The organism is Leisingera sp. McT4-56, from assembly GCF_020514995.1.
Classification (GTDB): domain Bacteria; phylum Pseudomonadota; class Alphaproteobacteria; order Rhodobacterales; family Rhodobacteraceae; genus Leisingera; species Leisingera aquaemixtae_A.
In genome coordinates this window covers 451,403-470,060 of sequence record NZ_JAJALF010000001.1, presented here as the reverse complement: position 1 = coordinate 470,060, position 18,658 = coordinate 451,403, and the positions used below count along the sequence as shown (strand labels likewise).

At 64.8% G+C, this 18,658-nt stretch carries 20 protein-coding genes and 1 tRNA gene; 7 read left to right on the top strand and 14 right to left on the bottom strand.

Going from position 1 to position 18,658, the window contains the following annotated elements; all coding sequences use genetic code 11:
• The first annotated feature begins 15 nt into the window (after window positions 1-15).
• A complete protein-coding gene (locus tag LHL23_RS02260) occupies window positions 16-225 on the top strand; it encodes a hypothetical protein (protein ID WP_226428645.1) in 210 nt (69 codons plus the stop codon).
• On the opposite strand, the gene LHL23_RS02255 is transcribed toward LHL23_RS02260, so the two are convergent.
• Entirely contained in the window at window positions 206-1,360 is a 1,155-nt protein-coding gene (locus LHL23_RS02255) for an MFS transporter (protein WP_226428644.1), read from the bottom strand. The two genes, LHL23_RS02260 and LHL23_RS02255, sit on opposite strands and share 20 nt — an antisense overlap.
• 44 nt (window positions 1,361-1,404) lie before the next feature.
• Here LHL23_RS02255 and LHL23_RS02250 point away from each other — a divergent pair, with 44 nt between their 5' ends.
• On the top strand, window positions 1,405-1,965 hold the full coding sequence (locus LHL23_RS02250) for an Lrp/AsnC family transcriptional regulator (RefSeq protein ID WP_226428643.1): 561 nt from the start codon (window positions 1,405-1,407) through the stop codon (window positions 1,963-1,965).
• 149 nt (window positions 1,966-2,114) lie between these two features.
• Here the strand turns inward: LHL23_RS02250 and LHL23_RS02245 are convergent, their stop codons facing one another.
• The 8 genes from LHL23_RS02245 to LHL23_RS02210 all read right to left on the bottom strand — a co-directional run bounded on the left by LHL23_RS02245 (window position 2,115) and on the right by LHL23_RS02210 (window position 8,598).
• Complete coding sequence (locus LHL23_RS02245; RefSeq protein ID WP_222475300.1) at window positions 2,115-3,194, bottom strand: 2'-deoxycytidine 5'-triphosphate deaminase; 1,080 nt, start codon at window positions 3,192-3,194, stop codon at window positions 2,115-2,117.
• A 127-nt stretch (window positions 3,195-3,321) separates the two neighbouring features.
• Window positions 3,322-3,398, bottom strand: a tRNA-Pro gene (locus tag LHL23_RS02240).
• A 131-nt stretch (window positions 3,399-3,529) separates the two neighbouring features.
• On the bottom strand, window positions 3,530-5,068 hold the full coding sequence (locus tag LHL23_RS02235) for a MerR family transcriptional regulator (RefSeq protein WP_226428642.1): 1,539 nt from the start codon (window positions 5,066-5,068) through the stop codon (window positions 3,530-3,532).
• Between the two features lie 18 nt (window positions 5,069-5,086).
• Entirely contained in the window at window positions 5,087-5,389 is a 303-nt protein-coding gene (gene ihfA, locus LHL23_RS02230) for an integration host factor subunit alpha (RefSeq protein WP_008207184.1), read from the bottom strand.
• A gap of 101 nt (window positions 5,390-5,490) precedes the next feature.
• Window positions 5,491-6,462 carry a beta-ketoacyl-ACP synthase III gene (locus LHL23_RS02225; RefSeq protein WP_226428641.1) on the bottom strand — a complete coding sequence of 324 codons (972 nt, stop codon included), beginning with the start codon at window positions 6,460-6,462 and terminating at the stop codon, window positions 5,491-5,493.
• Between the two features lie 17 nt (window positions 6,463-6,479).
• Window positions 6,480-7,592 (bottom strand): phosphate acyltransferase PlsX, encoded by a 1,113-nt coding sequence (plsX, locus tag LHL23_RS02220; protein WP_226428640.1) that lies wholly within the window; start codon window positions 7,590-7,592, stop codon window positions 6,480-6,482.
• A 37-nt stretch (window positions 7,593-7,629) separates the two neighbouring features.
• Entirely contained in the window at window positions 7,630-7,836 is a 207-nt protein-coding gene (gene rpmF, locus LHL23_RS02215) for a 50S ribosomal protein L32 (RefSeq protein ID WP_008558107.1), read from the bottom strand.
• Window positions 7,837-8,061: 225 nt separating this feature from the next.
• Window positions 8,062-8,598 carry a YceD family protein gene (locus LHL23_RS02210; RefSeq protein WP_222475305.1) on the bottom strand — a complete coding sequence of 179 codons (537 nt, stop codon included), beginning with the start codon at window positions 8,596-8,598 and terminating at the stop codon, window positions 8,062-8,064.
• 100 nt (window positions 8,599-8,698) lie between these two features.
• On the opposite strand from LHL23_RS02210, the gene LHL23_RS02205 reads away from it, so the two are divergent.
• The 3 genes from LHL23_RS02205 (at window position 8,699) to LHL23_RS02195 (ending at window position 11,855) form a co-directional block, all read left to right on the top strand.
• Window positions 8,699-9,172, top strand: a complete 474-nt coding sequence (locus LHL23_RS02205) for an outer membrane protein assembly factor BamE (RefSeq protein ID WP_222475306.1) — start codon at window positions 8,699-8,701, stop codon at window positions 9,170-9,172.
• A gap of 64 nt (window positions 9,173-9,236) precedes the next feature.
• Window positions 9,237-9,977 (top strand): GNAT family N-acetyltransferase, encoded by a 741-nt coding sequence (locus LHL23_RS02200; protein ID WP_226428639.1) that lies wholly within the window; start codon window positions 9,237-9,239, stop codon window positions 9,975-9,977.
• Window positions 9,978-10,046: 69 nt separating this feature from the next.
• Entirely contained in the window at window positions 10,047-11,855 is a 1,809-nt protein-coding gene (locus LHL23_RS02195) for an ABC-F family ATP-binding cassette domain-containing protein (RefSeq protein WP_226428638.1), read from the top strand.
• A gap of 134 nt (window positions 11,856-11,989) precedes the next feature.
• Here LHL23_RS02195 and LHL23_RS02190 read toward each other — a convergent pair whose 3' ends face one another.
• From LHL23_RS02190 to LHL23_RS02180, 3 genes are all read right to left on the bottom strand, one after another.
• Window positions 11,990-12,547, bottom strand: a complete 558-nt coding sequence (locus tag LHL23_RS02190; RefSeq protein WP_226428637.1) for a sugar O-acetyltransferase — start codon at window positions 12,545-12,547, stop codon at window positions 11,990-11,992.
• Window positions 12,548-12,824: 277 nt separating this feature from the next.
• On the bottom strand, window positions 12,825-13,580 hold the full coding sequence (locus LHL23_RS02185; protein WP_226428636.1) for an SDR family NAD(P)-dependent oxidoreductase: 756 nt from the start codon (window positions 13,578-13,580) through the stop codon (window positions 12,825-12,827).
• 100 nt (window positions 13,581-13,680) lie between these two features.
• Window positions 13,681-14,595, bottom strand: coding sequence for a GNAT family N-acetyltransferase (locus LHL23_RS02180; protein WP_226428635.1), 915 nt, complete (start codon window positions 14,593-14,595; stop codon window positions 13,681-13,683).
• 46 nt (window positions 14,596-14,641) lie between these two features.
• Between LHL23_RS02180 and LHL23_RS02175 the strand changes: the two genes are divergently transcribed.
• Window positions 14,642-14,779 (top strand): hypothetical protein, encoded by a 138-nt coding sequence (locus LHL23_RS02175; protein ID WP_226428634.1) that lies wholly within the window; start codon window positions 14,642-14,644, stop codon window positions 14,777-14,779.
• Between the two features lie 292 nt (window positions 14,780-15,071).
• On the opposite strand, the gene tyrS is transcribed toward LHL23_RS02175, so the two are convergent.
• Entirely contained in the window at window positions 15,072-16,376 is a 1,305-nt protein-coding gene (gene tyrS, locus LHL23_RS02170) for a tyrosine--tRNA ligase (protein WP_226428633.1), read from the bottom strand.
• A gap of 143 nt (window positions 16,377-16,519) precedes the next feature.
• Between tyrS and LHL23_RS02165 the strand changes: the two genes are divergently transcribed.
• Entirely contained in the window at window positions 16,520-17,629 is a 1,110-nt protein-coding gene (locus LHL23_RS02165) for an anhydro-N-acetylmuramic acid kinase (protein ID WP_226428632.1), read from the top strand.
• A gap of 86 nt (window positions 17,630-17,715) precedes the next feature.
• On the opposite strand, the gene LHL23_RS02160 is transcribed toward LHL23_RS02165, so the two are convergent.
• Window positions 17,716-18,618 carry a fatty acid desaturase gene (locus LHL23_RS02160; protein ID WP_226428631.1) on the bottom strand — a complete coding sequence of 301 codons (903 nt, stop codon included), beginning with the start codon at window positions 18,616-18,618 and terminating at the stop codon, window positions 17,716-17,718.
• Window positions 18,619-18,658 lie beyond the last annotated feature (40 nt).

Below are 18,658 nucleotides of genomic sequence, written 5' to 3'. Positions count from 1 at the left end.
GGAGGGTTTGAGGCCATGAATGCGAACTGGATCATCCGCATGGTGCTGCGCCGCCTGATCGGGCGCGCGGTCAATGCCGGGCTGCGCCGCGCCGCGCAGCAGGGCGCGCAGCGCCTGGGCAAGAGCAAAGGGCCGGCACCGGGATTCGGTCCTGGCCCCAGCCCGCAGCGCAAGCTGCGCAGTGCAACATCGCGCATCCCCAAGATCAAACCGGGGCGCTGGTAGGCAACGCGTCAAGCTGGCGCCGGAGGCCAAGCGCCTCTGCCGCGCCGCTGAGCGCCAGCAGCGATGACAACGCCAGGCAGCCCGCCAGTCCCCAGGCGGCGAACAGCTGCCCGCCGGCAAAGGGCGCAGCAAAGACGCAGAGGTAGGTGACGGTGCTGTAAAGACCCATGATGGCGCCGCGCTGCGACGGATCCAGAGCAGTGAGCCGCGCCACCAGCAGATTGAGGGCAAGATGCTGGAACACACCCCAGACCAGAGCGGCGCCCAAAAGCAGCAGGTACTCCGGCGCAACTGCCATCATCAAGAGGTAGCTTGCTGTGACCGCCAGCAGCACCGGTGCGGTGGCGCGGGCCAGTCCCAACCGGTCCAGCAGCGGATCCAGAAGCACCGCGAGGCCAAAGCCGATGCCGTAGAACAGCGGCAACAGACCGGCCTGGGTGGTGCTGAGGCCAAGCGACTGGGTGATATGGGCGCCAGTGAAGAAATAGCTGCTGTAAAACCCCATCATCAGCAGCGCGGTTGCCAGCAGGCCGCGGAAGATCCCCGGCACCCGCAGCGCCGTCAGCGGCGAAGTGACCTGGCCGCTGGGGCTGCCTGCGGCGCGCAGCGAAGCGGAGGCGGCCCACAGCAGCAGCGCAACACCCGCCAGCGTGCCGTAGACCGCGCGCCAGCCTGCCACGTCGGTGGCCCAGGCGCTAACGCTGACACCCAGCACCATCGACACGGTCCATCCAGCCAGCACATAGCCCAGCACCCGCGCCTCGCGCCCCTTGGGGGCAATCACCATCGCCAGCGTGTAGATTGAGGGCAGGGCAGCCCCGGCGGCCAGCCCGCAGGTCGCCTGTGCCGCCATCAGCCACCACGCATCCGGTGCCGCGGCGCTGGCGCCCAGTCCGGCCCCCAGCAGCAGGAGGGCGGCGCGCATCACTCGACCGGCGCCGATCCGGTCGCCCAGCGGCGCCAGCAGCAATGCCGCCGCCGCAACCCCCAGGCCATAGGCGCTGGCGGCCCGCATCACCTCTGCCGTGGAGGCATTCAGGGTTTCGCTGACAGCCGTCACCACCGGCGACAGCAGCAGGGAGTTGGCGCCAATCACGCCAATCGCGCTCATCAGGATCAGAATCGGGGTTCGCATGGGTTTACCTTGAAGAATGTTCAGGTATCTTTGCTATGTGCTGAATGAGGTTCTGTGAAGGGCAGGCGGAAATGGTCAGGGAAAAAACAGATGAGGTTCGGAGGAACAGCGGGGCCGCCCGTGTTCTGGATGCTTTGGACCGAAAAATATTAGGCGCGCTGAGCGTCGATGCGACGCTGTCCTACGCGGCCATCGGCCAGGAGGTGGGCCTGTCGGCGCCCGCGGTGCATGAACGGGTCAAGCGGCTCAGAGCCTCCGGCGCGATCCGGGCGACGGTGGCGCAGCTGGATGGGCCTGCGGTGGGCAAGCCGATGCTGGCCTTCATCCATGTGGACACGGTGGGCTGGGGCAAGACGGCAGAGCTGCTGTCGCTGGAAGCCTGGCCGGAAGTGGAGGAGATCCACACCGCCACCGGCGACACCTGCCTGATCCTTAAGGTGCGGGTGGCCTCGCCGCATGCGCTGGAGGGGCTGCTGGCCCGTATCTATGACGTCGAAGGGGTGCGGGGCACCCGCACCTACATGACGCTCTCCACCCATCTGGAGCGCACCGTGCAGGCCGGCGTCAGCGCAGAACTGGAGGAAGAGCTGTACATCAAGCGCTGACGCGGCGCCGGTGAAGCAGCTGATCTTCCGCCTGGCCGAAGGCCGGGCAGCACTCAACCCTTCCCGTCAATCCGAAGGTTTGCCTGCGGCAAAAGGGGAAGGGCGCCTTCAGCACCCGGCCCGAGGCTCGGGCGCTGCCTTCAGCTTGTTCAGGCCGGCGTCTTGAAATGCTTCGACAGCTTCAGCCCCTGGCCCTGGTAGTTGGAGGCAATGCCGGCGCCATAAAGCTGCTCCGGCACCTCGGCCATCTTCTCATAGACCAGGCGGCCCACGACCTGGCCGTGCTCCAGCACAAACGGCGCCTCGTGGCAGCGCACCTCCAGCACCCCGCGCGAGCCGGTGCCGCCGGCGGCGTCATGGCCGAAGCCGGGATCGAAAAAGCCCGCGTAATGCACCCGGAACTCGCCGACCATCGCCAGATAGGGCGCCATCTCGGCGGCAAAAGCGGGCGGGATATGCACTGCCTCGCGGCTCACCAGGATGTAGAACGCGCCGGGGTCCAGGATGATGCGGCCGTCCTTGGTGCGCACTTCCTCCCAGTATTCCTGGGGGTCGTATTCGCCGATCCGGTCCAGGTCGATGACGCCGGTATGCGGCTTGGCACGGTAGCCTACCAGATCGGTGCCGGGCAGCTTGAGATCGACGGAGAAGCCCAGCCCGTCCTCGATCACCGCCTCTCCATCAACCAGCGGGGAGCCGGCGTGCAGCATCTTCAGCTCCGCGTCCGACAGCACCGCCTGGCCGGTGCGGAACCGGATCTGGTTGAGGCGCATGCCCGGGCGGACCAGCACCGAGAAGGAGCGCGGGCAGATCTCTGCATAAAGCGGGCCGGTGTAGCCGGGCTTGATGCGGTCGAACTCTTCGCCGCCGTCGGTGATGGTGCGGGTCAGCAGGTCCAGTCGCCCGGTGGAGCTTTTGGCGTTGGCGACGGCAGAGACATCCTGCGGCAGCGCCAGCCCCTCCATCAGCGGCACCACGTAGACGCAGCCCTTTTCCAGCACCGCGCCGCCATCGAGGCTGATGCGGTGCATCTCGAATTCCGTCAGCCGGTCGGAGACGCTGCGGCCCTGGCCTGCCAGAAAGGAGGCGCGCACCCGGTAGGCCACCTTGCCCAGCCGCAAATCAAGGCTGGCGGGCTGCACCTGGCCTTCGACCAGCGGGGTGCTGACGGTGATCTCACCGCGCTGCAGCATGTTTTCAATGGTTTGGCTGGGCAAAACGCCTGTCATTTCCTGTCCCCCTCCGCGCGCCGGCTTTGCGGCGATGCTGGCTCAATTGGCCCCGTTGCGCAATCGCCAAAGCCTTGCGCCGGATACGAAAACGCCCGGGTGCATGAACACCCGGGCGTTTTTCATATGGTCGGGCTAGCAGGACTCGAACCTGCGACCTTCCGTCCCCCAGACGGACGCGCTACCAGGCTGCGCCATAGCCCGTTGAAGAGCCTTCTAACCGTTTTCACAGCGGGGGCAAGAGGGGGCGGCAAGATTTTTTACGCGCCCCGCCAAAAATCCCGACGGCTGAGGGCGTTGCCGCGTTTTCCCGCAAGGGCGGCCCGGTTCCCTGTTCAGGAATCGCCGCCCGCCAGCTCCCGCAATTCCTCTGCGCAGGCCGCAATTTCGGCAACAGCGTGCAGCGGCAGGCTGCTGGTTGCGGCCAGAAGGGTGAGGATGCCGGACTGCTGCCGGGGAGGGGCGGCGGCGGGCTGCTCTTGCACGGGCGCCGGTTTCAGCGGCTCCAGCTCAGCCGGTTCATCCTCGGCCCCATCGGTCTCTTCTGTTTCCGGTTGGCCGTCGTCGTCTTCTGCCTCATCACCGCCGCCGTTGAAGCCGCCGACGAACTCCAGCGCGTCGACGCGGCGGGCGGCCTCGTCCAGATCATGCGGCGGGAAGGCGGCAGCAGGATCGGAAGGCGCCTCTGGCTCGGGTTCGGGCTCAGGACCGGGCTCTGCTCCTTCAAAGGTGAAGGCCAGCGGCTCCTCGGGCTGCAGGCCCGCGGCGGCGGCCAGCGTGTCATCCGCCGGGCCAGGCTCCGCCGGCAGTTCAGGTTCCAGTTCCCCGGCTTCGGTGCCGGCTGCATCAGGCGCCGGGTCTTCTGCCGGGGCCATGCCGGGGGCAGGGCTGTCGTCCTCCGCGAACTCTGCCTCAGCCGCAAGGGCGGCGCCGGCGGTCTCCTCCAGATCCGCCAGCGGCGCAATGTCTTCAACCGGTGCCGGGGCGGCCTCTGGTTCCGGCGCCAGCTCTGCCGCCAAACTGTCATCTGCAGTGGCTGGCTCCTGCGGCGGTTCTGGCAGTGTTCCGGCGTCGGTCTGTGTCTCCGCCTCAGCCTCTTCGGCAACGGGCTGCTCCGGCGCTGAGGCAGGGGCGAGGCCGCCCGCCTCCGGCTGGTCATCCAGCAGCGCGGTTTCTGAGGCTGGCTCAGAAGCGTCCTCTCCAACGGGCGCCTCTTCCGGCATTGCCGGGCTGTCCTGCAGGCTGTCGGTGACAGGCGCGCCGGGGTCCGGCTCCGCTTCAGTCTCGCGCAGCTCTTCTGCGCTTTCAGCTGCGCTGTCTTCTTCCGCGGGCGCGCCATTTTGCGGCGCGACGGGCTCCAGATCCATCTGCATTTGCGGGGCGGCGGCGGCCTCGGGCCTCGGGGATGCGGGGGCGGCCGGGGCAGGCGGCGGCGCTTCCGCACCGGCGGGCTGCGGGAAGCCGAGCACATTGCTGTCTTCGGAACTGTCTTCGGGCGTCTCCTGCGCGGCCTGTGCCGACAGTTCCAGCGAGCCCTGCCAGTCACCGCCCAGCTTGTCCGCAGGCGGCACGGGGGCGGGTTTTTCAGCAGCCTCGCCGTCCAGCGGGTGCGACAGGCCGGCGACATGCGCAGTGCCATGCTCGCGCAGAAGCGCCTGCACTTCCTTGATTGCCATGCCGTCGTCGTGCAGCAGCTTCCTGATCCCGCCCAGCAGCTGCATATCCGCAGGCCGGTAGTAGCGCCGCCCGCCGGCGCGCTTCACAGGTTTGACCTGGGTGAACTTGCTCTCCCAGAAGCGCAGAACATGCGCCTGCACGCCCAGCCAATCCGCAACTTCGCTAATTGTGCGGAAGGCGTCCGGTGATTTCGACATGGCTCAATTGGTCCCGTTTTACTTACGGTTGCCGTCTGCCACGCGGTCTTTCATCAGGTGGGAGGGCCGGAAGGTCAGCACGCGGCGCGGCTGGATCGGCACTTCTTCGCCCGTCTTCGGGTTGCGTCCGACCCGGGCTGATTTGTCCCTAACGCTGAATGTCCCGAACGAGGAGATTTTCACCTGTTCACCGCGCACCAGGGCGTCCGACATATGCTGCAGCATGCTTTCCACCAGCTGCGCGCTTTCGTTGCGCGACAAACCGACTTCCCGGAAAACAGCTTCACTCAAATCCATTCGTGTCAGTGTTTTTTCGCCCATACCAATCCCCGTTGTTTGCCAAAGCATAGGGCGTTGGGAATTTCCCTGTCAATATCAATGAATTGCGCCGGGGAATTCGGGCGGAAATTAGGGCTGCGCGGTTACCAGCGCAGCACAACTGCGCCCCAGGCCAAGCCGCCGCCGATGGCCTCGGTCACGATCAGATCGCCTTCTTTGATCTGGCCGCGCTCTTTGCCGACGGAAAGGGCCAGCGGAATGGAGGCGGCGGAGGTATTGCCGTGATCCTGCACGGTTACCACCACGTTGTCCATGCTCAGCCCCATTTTCTTGGCGGTGCCCTGGATGATGCGGATGTTGGCCTGATGCGGCACGATCCAGTCGACATCATCTGCAGACAAGCCGGCGCGGTCCAGCGCGGTGTTGGCGGTGGAGGCCAGTTTCTCGACCGCGTGGCGGAACACCTGGTTGCCCTGCATCCGCAGGTGGCCGGTGGATTGGGTCGAAACGCCGCCGTCGACGTACAGCAGTTCTTTGTAGCGGCCGTCCGAATTGAGGTCGGTCGACAGGATGCCGCGGTCCTTGTTGGTGCCTGCCAGCTCCTGGCCCTCGAGCAGCAGAGCGCCGGCGCCGTCGCCGAACAGCACGCAGGTGGAGCGGTCGGTCCAGTCCATGATCCGGCTGAAGGTCTCAGCCCCGATCACCATCACCCGGTTTGCCTGGCCCGAGGCGATCAGCGCGCTGGCATTGGACAGCGCATAGACAAAGCCTGCGCAGACCGCCTGAACGTCAAAGGCAAAGCCCCTGGTCATGCCCAGCTTGGACTGCACCATGGTGGCGGCAGAGGGGAAGGTGAGGTCCGGGGTGGAGGTGGCAACGACAATGGCGTCCACATCATCAGCCGTCAGGCCCGCGTCCGCCAAAGCGCGTGTCGCTGCCTTGGCGGCCATGTCGGATGTGGTCTCTCCCTCGGCGGCGAAATGGCGGCGTTCGATGCCGGACCGGCTGCGGATCCATTCGTCCGATGTATCCAGCGTGGCTTCGAATTCCGCGTTTTCAACCACCCGCTTTGGGAGATAGTGTCCTGTGCCAACAACTACCGCGCGTCGCGTCATTCGTCTGCCTGCCTATATCAGTCTTTTTCAGTGGCCGTCCGCATCTCGCGGGCAGCAGTATTATCTTGGGTATGGGCGCCTGCAGATGCAACCCGCGCCGCCAGTTTTTCGGCGAAACCGTGCTGGGCCAGGCGGAAAGCCAGCTTGACCGCGGCGGAAACGCCGGTGGCATCGGCGCCGCCATGGGATTTCACCACGGTGCCGTTGAGGCCCAGGAAAACGCCGCCGTTCACCCGGCGCGGGTCCATGCGCTTGGACAGCCGCTTGAGCGAGGTCATCGCCAGAACCGCGGCAATCTTCGACAGGAACGAGTACTCGAACGCCTCGCGCAGGGCCGTGCGCATCACCCGCGCAGTGCCTTCGCCGGTCTTGATCGCCACATTGCCGGTAAAGCCGTCGGTGACGATCAAATCCACCGCATCGCCGGGAATGTCGCTGCCTTCGACGAAGCCGACAAATTCATAGTTTGCCTGCGCCGCATTTCCCGCAATCAGCCCATAGGCCTCTTTCAGCTCGGCGCGGCCTTTGTGCTCCTCGGTGCCGACGTTCAGGAGGCCCACCCGCGGGCGGGCGAGGTCCATCGAGTTGCGCACGTAGGAGGTGCCCATCAGGGCGTATTGCAGCAGATCCTCGGCGTCCGCCTTCACGTCGGCGCCGACATCCAGCATCACGTTGAAGCCTTGCGGGTTCAGCGAGGGCCAGAGGATTGCAATCGCGGGGCGGTTGACACCGGGCAGCTTGCGCAGGCGCAGCATCGACAGGGCCATCAGCGCGCCGGTATTGCCGCAGGAAACAGCGCCGGCAGCCTCGCCGTTCTTGACCGCTTCCAGCGCCGACCACATCGAGGTGCCCTTGCCGTTGCGCATCACTTGGCTCGGCTTGTCCTCCATCGTCACCACGTCGCGGGCATCGCGAATCTCGACGCGGCCCTTGAGCGCGCGCTTCTTGGCAACCAGAGAGGTCAGCTGTTCGGAAGGCCCGTGCAGGATGAACCCGATATCCGGGTTCTTTTCCGCAGATATGGCAATGCCGGCCACCACAACTGCGGGGCCGGCGTCTCCGCCCATGGCGTCAACAGAAATGATGATACGGCCGGCTTTTGCCTGATTTTGATCGGGTTTACCCGTCATGCGAAAGCCTGCCTGGCATCAGGATCCTGTCCGTGGCTTACGCCGCGTCCTCGTCGATCTCGATCTCGTCAGCCGCTGCGACGATTTCCTTGTCGTCGTAATGGCCGCAGGACGGGCATACGTGGTGCGGGCGCTTCAGCTCGCCGCAGTTGCCGCATTCGTTCGGGTTCGCAGCAACCAGTGCATCGTGCGCGCGGCGGTTGTTGCGGCGCGATTTGGATACTTTGTTCTGTTGGACGGCCATGTCTCAACCTTTGTCTGTTTGGGCCTTGGGGGGCAGCCCCGCGGCGCGATTGCATTCTGTTCGATCAGTCTGACGTGCGTTTAGGCGTCTGCCCAAACATTGTCCAACCAAAAATTCCGATGAGCGCGCGAAAATACTGCGAATCTCCGCTGGCGCAAGCTGTTTTTTAAGACAGGCAGGGCGGCGGCGCCAGAGGCGATTTTCTGCGCTGCAAAAATTCTGCGCTCAATCGTCACCTTTCAACTGGCCGCGCAGCGCAGCCAGGCCGGCAAAGGGTTTGGTGTCCTCGTCGCGCATCGGCTGCACGCCGTCCTCGGCATAGACTGCCTCGCCCAGCTCGGCGCCGTCCTTGCGCGGGTAGGCGGGAATGTGCAGCGCCAGCGCCTCGGCCATCACCGCCGCCGGGTCGATATGTGTGCCCAGCGGCTCGATGCTGTCGTCCTCGGGCATTTCCACCTCGGCGCCTTCCGGGCTCTCGAACCGGGCCAGGTAGGTGATCTCCACCGGTTCTTCGATGCGGGTGGTCACCGGCTCCAGCGTCACCACGCAGTCCTGCACCACTGTGGCGCCCAGGCGGCCCGCCAGCTTCCAGTCTTTCTTGCCCATGGCCTTGATCTCGCCTGCAAAGCGGAGCTTGCGCAGGGCGTTTACCCCCAGTTCCGCGGCCAGCGCGGCCAGCTCTGCCTTGTCCGGGGTGATTTCAAAGGCTGTGGGGGCGTTTTGCGGCAGATCCGCGACCCGCAGGGCGGTGCTGTCAGACATATTCGGGAACTTTCGTTTCTTGAACCGGAAGCGGTCATTAGGTAATCGGGTTCAAAGACGTATTCAAGCCGCAGTTCGAAGCGGAGACTGGGGGGCAGTCATGATCGGCAAGACGTTTCACACGAAGAGGGTGCTGCGCGGCGCGGTGCTGGCAGCGGCGGTACTGGCGATTGCGGCCTGTGCCCCGGTTTACCGCAAGCACGGTTATGTGCCGACGCCGGACCAGCTGGCCGAGGTGGTGCCGGGCGTTGACACGCGGGATTCGGTGGCCGAAAGCATCGGCATCCCGACCTCGACCGGTGTGCTGAACGAGAGCGGCTATTACTATGTGGCCACCCGCTTCCGCCACTATGGCGCGGCAGCGCCCAAGCCGGTGGCACGCGATCTGGTTGCGATCAGCTTTGACGCGGCCGGGGTGGTGCAGGGGATTGAGCGCTACAGCCTGGAAGACGGCAAGGCAGTGCCGCTGGAACGCCGGGTGACCAGTTCCGGTGTGCAGGACAACACCTTCCTGCGCCAGCTGCTGGGCAACCTGGGCACCTTCAACCCGGGTCAGTTCCTGGACAACGAATAGGCCGGTTTCACAGGCTTGCCGCAGTGACTGTGCTAATGGCTGAGCCCGAAACGGGGAGGCCGCGGTGGCGGAACCTGAGATTTTGCTGAGCAAGGGGCGCTACCGCGCCCGTCTGGCGGCGGGGGCAGCGGATCTGGCTGCGGCGCAGGCGCTGCGGTCCTTTTGCTTTCAAACCGCGAGCCCTGACGGCGATGCTTTTGACCCTATTTGCAGCCATGTGCTGGTGGAGGAGCAGGCCGGCGGCGCGCTGGTCTGCTGTTTCCGGCTGCTGCTGCTGGCGAGCGGTGCAGAGCTGGTGCGCAGCTATGCGGCGCAATTCTATGACCTGACTGCGTTGCAGGCCTTTGCGGGCCGGATGGCAGAGCTGGGCCGCTTTTGCATCCATCCTGAATGGCGCGACCCGGACATTCTGCGGCTGGCCTGGGGCACAATGACGGGCCTGGTTGACGGGCAGGGGGTGCAGATGCTGATCGGCTGCTCATCCTTTGCAGGCACCTCCGCTGCGCCTTACCTCGACGCATTTGCGCTGCTGCGGCAGCGGCATCTTGCTCCGGTGCAATGGCTGCCGGGGGAGAAGGCGCCTGAGGTGGTCCGCTATGCGGCGGAGCTGCCGCAGGAGGCGGATACGAAGAAAGCGCTGCAGGTGATGCCGCCGCTGTTGCGGACCTATCTGGCGATGGGCGGCTGGGTCAGCGACCATGCGGTGGTGGACCGGCAGATGAACACGCTGCATGTGTTCACCGGTCTGGAAACCGGAGCAATCCCGGAATCCCGCAAACGGCTGCTGCGGGCGGTTGCCGGGTGATTTTGAGTATTTTTGGAAAGATGAAAGCGGAGCGTTGACGCGATTTTGCCGCCGGGGTAGCTGGCTGGCATGGCACGAATTCCTCTTTTGCAGATGTCCGGCATTTCCCTCACCTTTGGGGGCGACCCGGTTTTTTCGAACCTCGATCTGGTGGTGCAGCCCGGCGACCGGGTGGCGCTGGTGGGCCGCAACGGCTCTGGAAAATCCACGCTGATGAAGGTGATGGCGGGGATTGTTGAAGCCGATCAGGGCGACATCGTGGTGCCGCCGGGCAAATCCGTCGGCTACATGGAGCAGGACCCGAAGATGGAGGGGTTTGCGACGCTGGGCGATTTTGCCGCCAGCGAACTGGACCCCGGTGAGATGTACAAGGTGGAACGTGCAGGCGAGGGTCTGAAGTTCGACCCGGCACGCCCGGTGGAAACCGCCTCCGGCGGCGAGCGCCGCCGCGCCGCGCTGGCCAAGCTGATGGCCGAAGCGCCGGACCTGATGCTGCTGGACGAGCCCACGAACCACCTGGATATCGAGGCAATCACCTGGCTGGAAAACGAGCTCAAAGGCACCCGCGCGGCGTTTGTGCTGATCTCCCACGACAGGGCGTTCCTGCGGGCACTCACCCGCGCCACCCTGTGGGTGGACCGCGGCGAGGTGCGCCGTCAGGAAAAAGGGTTTGAGCATTTCGAGGCCTGGCGCGACAAGGTCTGGGAAGACGAGGACATGCAGCGCCACAAGCTGAACCGGCTGATCAAGTCGGAAAGCCGCTGGGCGGTGGAAGGCATCTCAGCCCGGCGCAAGCGCAACATGGGCCGGGTGCGGGCGCTGCAGGATCTGAAGGCGGAACGCTCTGCCCAGATCAAGCGGCAGGGCACCGCCGAAATGGCGCTGGAGGCAGGCCCCAAGTCGGGCCGCAAGGTGATCGAGGCCGAGGGGCTGAGCAAGGCGTTCGGCGGCAAGGAGATCGTCAGGGATTTCTCTCTGAAGGTGCAGCGCGGCGACAGGGTGGCCTTTGTGGGCCCCAATGGCGCGGGCAAGACAACGCTCTTGAAGATGCTTCTGGGCATGGAAGACCCGGATGCCGGCTCTGTGCAGCTGGGCACCAATCTGGAGATCGCCCTGTTCGACCAGACCCGCGACCAGTTGGACGGCGATTCGACCTTGTGGGAGAACCTGACCGCGGATCCCTTGCTGGGGATTTCCGGCAAGGCCGATCAGGTGATGGTGCGCGGCCAGCCCAAGCATGTGGTTGGGTATCTGAAGGAATTCCTGTTCGACGAGCGCCAGGCGCGGGCGCCGGTGCGGTCCTTGTCGGGCGGCGAAAAGGCGCGGCTCTTGCTGGCGCGGCTAATGGCGAGGTCCTCGAACCTGCTGGTCTTGGACGAACCGACCAACGATCTGGATGTCGAGACGCTGGATCTGCTGCAGGAGCTGTTGGACAACTACGACGGCACTGTTCTGCTTGTGAGCCACGACCGGGATTTCCTGGATCGGGTGGCGACCACCACCATTGCGATGGAGGGCAACGGGCGGGCCACCGCCTATGCCGGCGGCTGGAGCGACTATATCGCGCAGCGCGGGCCGCTGGAGGCGGTGGAAAAGGCGGAGAAGGTGAAGCCCGCAAAGCCCAAGCCGAAGCAGGAAAGCCAGCCCAAGGACGGGCTCAGCTTTAAGGAAAAGCACCGGCTGGATGCGCTGCCTGCGGAGATCGAACGGTTGGAAGCGGAGATCGGAAAGCTGCAGGAGCTGATGAGCGATCCGGAGCTGTTCACCCGCGAGCCGGTCAAGTTCAAGAAGGCCACCGAGGCGCTGGTGGAGCGGCAGGAGAGGCTGGCCGCTGCCGAAGAGGAATGGCTGGAGCTGGAAGAAAAAGCCGGAGGCTGAGGCGGCTTCCTGAGTTAGGTCAGCGAGCCTGACCAAATGTTTCGCGCGCGAAACATTTGGTCAAAGATGCTGCCGCAAAGCTTTGGAATTCATCAGGAAATGTGAAGCGGCCGTAAAGGCGGCGGACGCCGGCTTTACCGTTTTGCTACCGGCGCAGCGGGATTGCTGGTGACAGTTTCTCCTGCGGCGACGTCCTTGGTCACCACTGCGCCCGCTCCAACAATCGCGCCATCGCCGATGGTGACACCCGGCAGCAGGATGGCGCCGCCGCCAATCCAGACGTCTGCACCAAGGGTTACGGGATAGGCGATCTCCAGCCCCTTGGCCCGCAGCCCCCTGTCCTTGTGGTGCTGGGCGCAGTAGATCTGCACATTCGGCCCCAGCATGGTGCCATCGCCGATGGTGACGGCTGCGGTGTCCAGAATAGTGCAGCCCGCGTTCATGTAGACGTTGTTGCCGAGGGTGATGTTGATGCCGTAGGCACAGTGAAAAGGCGTCTCTATCAGGCAGTTTTCACCGTGGGCAGCAAAGAGCGCTGCCAAGGCTGGGCTGAGGTGCTCCGCCGGATCAGGGGGCGCTGTATTGTGCTGATGCACCGCAACCCGGGCCTGATGGCGCAACGCCGCGAGTTCGCTGTCCAGGCAACAGTACCAGTCGCCGGCCTGCATCTTCTGCCGTTCGGTTTTGGTCATCGGTGTCTCCTGACCGGGAGTGAAGGGTCGGGTGAGCGGATTGTCAATTGCCGGAATGCTCCCGCGCCCGCAGGCGCCCTGGCTGCGCCAAAGCACCTTTGTGCTGCCTTGGGCCGCTGCTGTCACGGTGTGAAGGGGTTTGCCGAGAAGCGCTTGAGGGGCAAGTGTGCCCCTCAAGACGCCATTTCGAGTGTGGTTGCCGCTGCTTGCGCGTCAAGGATAAACCGTGCTGCGCACGGCGGCTGCGCCGCCCTTGACCCGCAATCAGCAACAGAGGTCAGCGCATGCGCAGCGCGCCGTCGATGCGGATCACTTCGCCGTTCAGGTAACCCATTTCGACGATGAAGCCGGCGAGGCGGCCGTATTCGCGCGGGTCGCCCAGGCGGGCGGGGTTGGGGACGTCGGCGGCCAACTGCTGCTGCACCTCTTCCGGCAGGCCGGCCAGCATCGGGGTCATGAAGATGCCGGGTGCGATGGTCATCACCCGGATGCCGGAAGACGCGAGATCGCGCGCCATCGGCAGGCACATGCCGGCAACCCCGCCTTTGGAGGCGGCATAGGCGGCCTGGCCCTTTTGCCCGTCAAAGGCGGCAATCGAGGCGGTGTTGATAATCACGCCGCGGGCGTTGTCCGCATCGGGGGTGTTCTTGGCAATCTCGACAGCGGCCAGGCGGGCCACGTTGAAGGTGCCGACCAGATTGATGTCGATGGTGCGCTTGTAGGCATCCAGCGGATGCGCGCCCTCCTTGCCCACGGTCTTGGCGCCGATGGCGATGCCTGCGCAGTTCACGCAAGCGGTGATTTTGCCCATCTTTTCTGCCGCATGGGCGATGGCGGCTGAAACCGACTCCTCGCTGGTCACGTCGGTCTGGGCAAAGTGGCCGCCGATTTCATCTGCCACCTGAACGCCGCGCTCGGCGTCGCGGTCGAGAATGGTGACCTGGGCGCCCTGTTCGGCAAAATAGCGCGCGGTGGCCTCACCCAGGCCGGAGGCGCCGCCGGTGACGACGGCTGCGGTGTCTGCAAGTTTCATGAGCGGGGCTCCTCCCGGTTATCTGAACATGTGTTCATATAATGGAGAGGCCGGGCGCCTGTCCAGCGGGACGGGGCGTCGCGGCCGGCCAAGATGTGTGTCAGGCGCCCATCAGGCGGTGGTCGAGACGTGCCAGCGGGCGTAAGATGCGGCCGAGCGGCGGCCAGAAGCCCCAGGTGCCTCCCAAGCGGTGCAGATTGGCGCCGGTACCGAGTTTGAAGCGGGCAAGACCCGCGGCGTCCTCGGTATTGATGAGGCCGAGGTCGAGGCGGCAGATGCCCTTGGCGGCGAGCCAATTGGCGGCCTCCCACAGCAGCAGGGTATGAGCGCTGAGCTGTTTGCCGCGGGCGGTGGTGTGGGCGATGTGATAGGTGGCGCCGCTGCCATGGGAGAGGATCAGGATGGCGGCGACCGCTTCCTTGCCCTCAGACGCCTGGAAGAGTTTCGCCTGCCCTTTGTTCTCGCGCGCATAGGCGAGTGTGAGGCCGATGGGCCAGCTGCGGTAGCCGCGCAGTGTTTGCTGTTTTGCGTCGGCCTGGAACAGCCAGTGGCGCACGTCATGCGGCAGGTTCTGGCGGGTGAGGCGGAGGTTCTGCGCCGCGCCGTGCTTCAGCCGGTTGCGCCATTTCTGGTGCAGCGCGGCGCGGCGCTGGTCCAAGTCGCCGCTGAGGTCCCATATCGCTGCATGAGCGGGCGTGACCAGCGGCACTGCGCCGAGGCGGGAGAGATGCAGGGCGGGGGTCTCCGGCGACAGGATCAGCGGTGTGCGGGCGAAGCCGTTCTCGCGCATGGCGGCCAGCAGCGGCGCGGGATCAGTCAGATCCGCCCGATTCACCATCGCCAGCCGCAGCCCGCCGGGCAGGCGGCGCTGCAGCACAAGCTTGTCCTCCAGCATCAGCGGGTCCTGGCCGCAGGCCATCAGTGCGCGGGCGAACTCCGGCGATTGCTGGAGGGCGCGGGGCTGGGGGCGGATTGCGGTGGCAGGCAATTCGGGATCAGGGGCGCTGTCGAACATGGCTCCATTAACGCGCTGGAAACCTAAATCATGGTTAATTTCTGGTATGAAGAAAGCAAAGCATATCATGGGGCATACGGCCGCCGCCCCGCGGATGACCAAGGCGGCAGCGCTGCTGATTGCGATCGGCCTGTCGGTGCCGGTGTTTCTGGTGCTGACGCTGGTGGAGGCGCTGTTTCTTTGAGGCAGGATGATTTGCTGAGAGGCACTTAAGGTCAGGACTGCCCTTAAGCGCCTTTTCGAGTGTATCCCGGCCAGCCCCGCCTCAAGGGTAAACCGTGCTGCGCACGGCCGCATGGCCGGCCCTTGACCCGGGGCCGCCTGAAGGGGGGGGCGAGAGAGCGCCGACGCGCCGCGCAGCGGCGCCACGCCCAACCGTGAGGACTCGTCTTTGACGGGGCTGGAATGGGCGGGAGAGCATGCGGGCAAAAAAAGGGAGCGCGGCGGCTCCCTTTTTCCGTTTCATGCCAGGCGGTTCAGCCGTCCAGCCGCACCAGCGCGTGGCGCTTCTTGCCGGCGCTCAGCTTTACCTGTTTCTTAAGTTCATCAACGTTCACAAAAGGAAAATCCTTGCGCACTGGAGTGTCGTTGACGAGTGCTCCATTCTCCGCAATCAAGCGTTTGGCATCCTTGCCTGTTTTTGCGAGCTTGGCTTCGACAAAGAGAGTAGCTGCAGAGCAGTACATTCCCTCAATGGGGTTTTCTTCACCACCCAGAGTAGCTCCTGGAATAATGTTCAAGTCAGAAGCTGCAATGGAAAACGTCGGCAGGTCATCGCCCACACCGCCCTTTTCGAACACCTCGCGGGCGGTGGCTTCTGCGGCGGCGGCTGCCTCGGCGCCGTGCAGCAGGGTGGTCACCTCATTGGCGAGGATCACCTTGCCCTCGTTTATCTCGGAGCCTTGCAGGGCACCGATGCGCTCGCATTCCTCCACCGGCAGTTCGGTGTAGAGCTTGAGGAAACGGCCCACGTCGGCATCCGTTGTGTTGCGCCAGAACTGCCAGAATTCATACGGGGAGCGCATGTCGGCGTTGAGCCAGATCGCGCCTTCGGCGGTCTTGCCCATTTTCTTGCCGTCAGAGGTGGTCAAGAGCGGCGAGGTGAGGCCGTAGACCTCATTGTCGATCACCCGGCGGGTGAGGTCGATGCCGTTGACGATATTGCCCCACTGGTCAGAGCCGCCCATCTGCAGGATGCAGCCGTAGCGGCGGTTCAGCTCCATGAAGTCGTAGGCCTGCAGGATCATGTAGTTGAATTCGAGGAAGCTGAGCGACTGCTCGCGGTCGAGGCGGGATTTCACGCTTTCGAACGACAGCATCCGGTTCACTGAGAAATGGCGGCCGATGTCGCGCAGGAATTCCAGGTAGTTCAGCCCGTCCAGCCATTCGGCGTTGTTCAGCATCAGCGCCTTGTTCGGCGCGTCGGTTTCATAGTCGATGTAGGCGGAGAACACCTTCTTGATGCCCGCAATGTTGTCGTCGATCTGCGCCTCGGTCAGCAGCGGCCGTTCGTCGGCGCGGAAGGAGGGGTCGCCCACCTTGGTGGTGCCGCCGCCCATCAGGGTGATCGGCTGGTGGCCGGTCTTCTGGAACCAGCGCAGCATCATGATCTGGATCAGCGAGCCGACGTGCAGCGATTTTGCCGTCGCGTCAAAGCCGATATAGGCCGGGCGCACACCTTGCAGCAGGGCTTCGTCCAGGCCCTGATAATCGGTGCAGTCCGCGAGGAACCCGCGTTCCATCATGACTGCGACGAAATCCGATTTCGGTGTGTAGGTCATAACATGCCTCGGTCTATGGTTTTGCACCATGCCCTATAAATCGCATTGGCGCCGGTTGGAACCTGTTTTCCCGGCAAAATATGCGCTGTATTGTGGCGCGCAAACGGGCGGGACGGCCCGGTTCTCTGGAAGGGGCAGGGGCGATGAGCAAGGCCATTGCAAAAACGGGTGCGGTCAGGGCGCTGGGCGCGATGAGCGGCACGTCGCTAGACGGGGTGGATGCGGCGGTGGTGGTGACCGACGGCGCGCGCATTCACGGGTTCGGCGAGAGCAGTTACCGCGAGTATTCCTCGGAGGAGCGCAGCGTGCTGCGCGCGGGCCTGGGCAAATGGACGGGGCCGGAGGTGGATGCCGCGGCAGCGGTCTGCGACGCGGCCCATGCGGCGGCGCTGGCGGAGTTCCGGGATGTGGAGATCATCGGCTTTCACGGCCAGACCCTGGCCCATGCGCCGCGGCTGCAGGGAACCCTGCAGGTGGGCGACGGCGCGGCGCTGGCCGAACACCTGGGCAAGCCGGTCGTCTGGGACTTCCGCAGCGACGATGTGGCGATGGGCGGCGAGGGCGCGCCGCTGGCGCCGTTCTTTCACTTTGCCTGCGCCAAATACATCAGTGCTGAGAAACCCTTGTGTTTCCTGAACCTGGGCGGGGTCGGCAACCTTACCTATGTGGACCCGCGGTTCGACAGGCCGGAGGAGCCGGGCGCGCTTCTGGCCTTTGACACCGGTCCCGCCAATGCGCCGGTCAATGATCTGGTGCAGGAGCGGCTGGGCATACCCTGGGATGCGGATGGCAAGGTGGCGCGCTCCGGCATCGTGGAAACCGGTGCGCTGGAGTTGTTTTTGGCGGAGCCCTATTTTTCAAGAATGCCGCCCAAGTCGCTGGACAGGAACGATTTTGCCGAGATGGTCGGGTTGGTGAACGAGCTGAATGATGCTGATGCGGCGGCAACCCTGATAGCCATGTGCGCGGCCGCCGTGGCGCAGGGCATGGAGCATTGCCCGGAGCCGCCCGAGGTGGTGCTGGTCACCGGCGGCGGGCGGCATAACCCGGTGCTGATGGAGATGCTGCGGGTGTCGCTCGACTGCCCGGTGAAACCGGTGGAGGACGCCGGCCTGGACGGCGACATGCTGGAGGCGCAGGCCTTTGCCCACCTGGCGGTGCGGGTGGCGCGCGGGATGCCGACCTCGGCACCCGGAACCACCGGCGTCAGTGCCTGTGTGGGCGGCGGCGTGGTCAGCGTGCCGGGGGTGTGACGTTGAGACTTGGCAGCCAAGAAACTTCGAAGTTTCTTGCCAAATTTCTTCGAAGAAATTTCGGCGGACGGCGGACGGCGGACCGGTCAGCGGGCCAGTTCCCTTACATAGTTAGCTGTGAACTCGCCGTATCCATTCGACGTCGATATTAAATGGTCCTGAGTGATTGCATGGAAGGCTGGCAGCTGGTGGAAGGGCACATTTGGAAAGGCGTGATGCTCGGCGTGATAGGGCATGTTCCAGGCCAGAAAGCGCACAATCCGGTTGGTGAATGTGGTGCGGGAATTTTCCAGCATGTTGGCGACAGATGGGCAGAGACCGTGCTCTGCCAGCAGGTAGGCGCGCAGGAAAGGCTGCCCGATCAAGAGCGGCACGATCCACAGCCACAGGATCAGCGGTGACGCTATGAGGCTCACCAGCGCGGCAGCGTAGAGGGCCAGCAGCACCCGCGCCTCCAGCCGCATATCTGCGTAGCGCCGTTCGGGCAGGTAGGGCGCGCTGATGGTGCCGAAGGCGTTGCGCCAGAGGGTCTCGCCCATGCCGCGCCAGTAGCCCCAGCCGCTCAGGTATCTGAGCCACTGCGGCAGGGTCGCTGGACGCCCGCCGTGTTCCAGCTCCGGGTCGCGCTTGGGGTCGTTGGTGTATTTGTGATGCGCCAGGTGGAAATAGCGGAACCAGACGAAGGGCAGCGCGATGGCAAGGGCGCAGAAATGGCCCAAGGCCTCATTCAGCCATTTGCTGCGGAAGGGTGTCTGGTGCGTGCATTCGTGGCTGAGGGTGAAGAGAAAGGCCAGCAGAATGCCTTGCGGCACCATCAGCAGCGGCCAGAGGGGTATTTGCAGAGCGATACCCGCGGTGCAGGCGGCGAGGGCGGCGAGATACAGGGCCAGATGCCACAGGCCTGCCGCATCGGAACGGGCCGTCAAGGCGGCCTTTGCCTCTGGCGGCAGCGATTTGATCAGGGCTGTGTGATCCAGTGCGGTAGGCATAGGGCAGTCTTGGCCGCCCGCCGATTCGCCGCAAGGGTCC